This is a genomic window from Salinicola sp., from assembly GCF_982684285.1.
The window spans coordinates 1-3,469 of record NZ_CEXLVS010000340.1 but is presented as its reverse complement, the minus strand read 5'-3'; the positions used below and the strand labels follow the sequence as shown (position 1 = coordinate 3,469).

4 protein-coding genes are annotated in these 3,469 nt (G+C 66.4%); all 4 read right to left on the bottom strand.

Features of this window, described 5'->3' with window-relative positions; all coding sequences use genetic code 11:
* Window positions 1–97: 97 nt before the first annotated feature.
* On the bottom strand, window positions 98–949 hold the full coding sequence (locus AC3AYF_RS19440; RefSeq protein ID WP_295036022.1) for a 23S rRNA (adenine(2030)-N(6))-methyltransferase RlmJ: 852 nt from the start codon (window positions 947–949) through the stop codon (window positions 98–100).
* A gap of 87 nt (window positions 950–1,036) precedes the next feature.
* Window positions 1,037–1,717, bottom strand: a complete 681-nt coding sequence (locus AC3AYF_RS19435; protein WP_295036038.1) for a YiaD family glycine zipper/OmpA-like lipoprotein — start codon at window positions 1,715–1,717, stop codon at window positions 1,037–1,039.
* 108 nt (window positions 1,718–1,825) lie between these two features.
* Window positions 1,826–2,998, bottom strand: coding sequence for a radical SAM family heme chaperone HemW (gene hemW, locus AC3AYF_RS19430; RefSeq protein ID WP_295036021.1), 1,173 nt, complete (start codon window positions 2,996–2,998; stop codon window positions 1,826–1,828).
* The coding region (locus AC3AYF_RS19425) for a non-canonical purine NTP pyrophosphatase (RefSeq protein ID WP_487780214.1) at window positions 2,995–3,469 on the bottom strand (475 nt) is incomplete at its 5' end. The genes hemW and AC3AYF_RS19425, both read right to left, overlap by 4 nt.

Sequence of the window (3,469 nt, the reverse complement as noted above, 5' to 3'; positions counted from 1 at the left end):
GGGCCCCGCTCTACGGGCTACGGGCCACGGGCTACGTGCTACGGGCTACGGGCTACGGGCTACGAAAGCAGCAGGATGACGGCGCCGGGTGGCGCCGTCAGGTCTCGTCGGTCCACCATTCGCCGTGGTGGCTCCCGCCATCGGCCAGCACCGAGGCCAGCGTGGTGAAAGCCTGGTCGAGCTCGGTGTCGAGTTGCCAGGGCGGGTTGAGCATCAATAAACCGCTGCCGTACATGCCACGCTCGGCGACCGGTTCACGGATTTTCAACTCGCTGCGCCACAGCTTGGGAACGCCGGCCTGCCTCAGCGTATCCAGCAGCAGTCGATGGCGTCCGGCCGGCAGCAGCGGATACCAGACCAACACCACCGCATGCCGCACCTTTCGCACGACTTGAATCAGCGTCTCGGCGACCTCCTGGTATTCGTCTTTCCTCTCGTAGCTGGGATCGATCAGCACGCACAAGCGCGGCGTGGAGACCGGCACCAGCTTTACCAGCCCCTTGAGTCCGTCCGCATGTCGGCGCTGCACGCCAGCGTGGGGCGATACCGCCTGATCCGACAAGTGGCGGTGCTCGCCCGGGTGCAGCTCGAACAGCGTCAGCCGGTCCTGGGAGCGCAGCGTCGAACCCAGCCACCAGGGAGAACCGGGGTAGCGACTCAGCTCGGACCGGGACTGCAGTGTCGCCAGTGAGGCCAGCCACTCCCCGATGGGCGACTCGGCGGCAAAGCTGCGACGCCTCTGCCACAGTCGCTCGACACCGTCACGAAACTCGCCAAGCTTCTGCGTCTCCGCCGCAGCCAACGGATAGAGACCGCGGCCGGCATGGGTATCGACGAAGCTGATGGCGGAGGATTTGCGCATCATGGCCGAGACGAGTCGGCTCAGGCCGAGATGCTTGTGAACATCGGCAAAATTGCCGGCGTGATAAGCGTGCTGGTAGGCAAGCATGGCGTCTGTCCATCAAAAAGGGCGCGGCTCCTGGCCACGCCCGGATCCGAGATCGGTACGTTGACCGTCCCGGTACGGCTGGTCGTCTCAGGACTGCCGGGTCGGCGTCAGGGTGATTTCGACGCGACGATTCTGGGCGCGCCCGGCATCGGTCTCGTTGCTGGCGACCGGGCGTGTTTCGCCGTAGCCGACCGCATTGATCCGGCCGGCTTCGACACCGCCCTGCTCGAGGTAGGTCGCCACCGACTGTGCACGCCGCTCGGAAAGCTTCTGGTTGTAGCTCTCCGATCCGGTGCTGTCGGTGTAACCGGCCACGTTGATGCGGGTTTCCGGGTAGGCGCGCAGCACCGCATTGACGTCGTTGAGGGCCTGACGCGCCGGTGTCTGCAGATCGCTGGAATCGACGTCGAACGTCACGCTGCTCGGCATGTTGAGGATCAGGTTATTGCCGTCGCGCTCGACGCCGATGCCCGTACCATCCAGGCGATTGCGCAGCTCCTTCTCCTGGGAATCCATGTAGGCACCGACGCCACCGCCGATCGCCGCACCCGCTGCCGCACCGATCAAGGCTCGATCCCGCGTGCTGCTGCCGCCGTCACCGGTGAGCGCCCCGACGACGGCACCCGCCACCGCACCGATACCGGCGCCACCCCAGGTATTGGTGTTGCCACTACCTTGCTGCTGCTGGGTGTCGGCACCGTTGGAGGCGCAGCCTGCCACCCCGACCGCCACGGCAACCGGAATGGACAACCAGAACGTCTTTTTCATCATCTTCATGCTTGGAGAGCTCCTTGCTTGCCGACCGTCACGCCTCGCCCTGTGGCGAGGTGCGTGACGATGAATCCATCACTGCCCGGCCTTCGCCGGCGGGGAGAGCTACGCCTCCTCGTCGAACAGCGCGAGCAGATCGTTCAAGAATAACAGGCCTTGCGGGGTCGCTTGCAGGCGCGATGGCGAGATCGTCAGCAGACCTTTCCGGCGCGCCGCTTCCAGACGAGGCGTTAGCTCAGACAGCGGTCGCCCGGTATGGTTTTCCCAATCCTCGGCATCGACGCCTGCGGTCAGGCGCAGGGCGTTCATCAGGAACTCCAGCGGCAACGCCGGGCCATCCACCGGCTGACTTCCCGCCACGAATCCCCGCGGATCGTTCATCCGGCGCAGATAGGCTTCCGGCTGCCGCGTCTTCCAGCGCCGCTCGATGCGCCACCGCCCCGCCGGGTCGATGGAGGACAGTTTGCCGTGGGCTCCGGCGCCGATACCCAGATAGTCGCCGAAGCGCCAGTAGTTGAGATTGTGACGCGCCTGCCGCCCCGGCCGGGCGTAGGCGGAAATCTCGTAGCGCGAGAATCCGGCCGACTCCAGCAGGTCATGCCCCGCGTCCTGGATATCCCAGAGCCGTTCCTCATCGGGCAGCGGCGGCGGATGGGAGAAGAACTCGGTGTTGGGCTCCAGCGTCAGCTGGTACCACGACAGATGGGTCGGCTCCAGCGCCAACGCCTGCTCGATATCACCCAGCGCGGCCGCCGGCGTCTGCCCCGGCAGACCGTGCATCAGATCGAGATTGACGTTGTCGAAGCCGGCCTCCCGGGCGCTGATCATGGCACGCCGTGCCTCCCCGCCGCTGTGGATACGTCCCAGCGCCTCGAGCTGCTCGGCGGCAAAACTCTGTACACCGATGGAGAGCCGATTGATCCCCGCGCGGCGGTATCCCTCGAAGCGGGCCTGTTCCACCGTCCCCGGGTTGGCCTCCAGCGTGATTTCGATATCCGGGGCAAAGACGAGACGCTGGCGCAGACCGTCGAACAGGCGCTGGTAGGCCGCGGCGGAGAACAGGCTCGGCGTCCCGCCGCCGATGAAGATGCTGACGATCTCACGACCCTGCACCGTCACCAGATCCTGCTCGAGATCGGTCAGCAAGGCATCGACGTACCGGCTTTCCGGCAGCTCGGCGCCTCGACCCACGCCGTGGGAGTTGAAGTCGCAGTAGGGGCACTTGCGCACGCACCAGGGTACGTGGATATAGAGCGCCAGCGGTGGCAGATCCCTCATTCCCGATGCGATTCCGATGCCCTGAGCTGCGCGACCAGCGCCTGCAGCGCGCGTCCCCGGTGGCTCAACCGATTCTTCTCCTCGGCGCTCAGTTCGGCGACGCTCATGCCTCGTTCGGGAACCCAGAACAGCGGGTCGTAACCGAATCCCCCCTCGCCACGCGGATAGGCCAGGATATCGCCAGGCCAGTCGCACTGGACGATCAGGGGTACCGGGTCGTCCGCATGGCGCAGATAGACCAGCACACACCAGTATCGCGCCGTTCGCTCTCCCTCGGGGACCTCCTTGAGCGCTTCCAGCAGCTTGGCGTTGTTGGCGCTGTCCCGGGACTCGCCACGGTTGGCGTCCCCAGCGTAGCGGGCCGAGTAGATGCCTGGCGCGCCGGCGAGGGCATCGACCGCCAGACCGGAGTCGTCGGCCAGCGCCGGCAGGCCACTGGCACGGGCGGCGGCACGCGCCGTGAGGAGGGCG

Bases quoted from the DNA above. Each gene is read 5' to 3' on its own strand.
- hemW (WP_295036021.1), bottom strand. From the start codon at position 2,998: ATGAGGGATCTGCCACCGCTGGCGCTCTATATCCACGTACCCTGGTGC.
- AC3AYF_RS19440 (WP_295036022.1), bottom strand. From the start codon at position 949: ATGCTTGCCTACCAGCACGCTTATCACGCCGGCAATTTTGCCGATGTT.
- AC3AYF_RS19435 (WP_295036038.1), bottom strand. From the start codon at position 1,717: ATGAAAAAGACGTTCTGGTTGTCCATTCCGGTTGCCGTGGCGGTCGGG.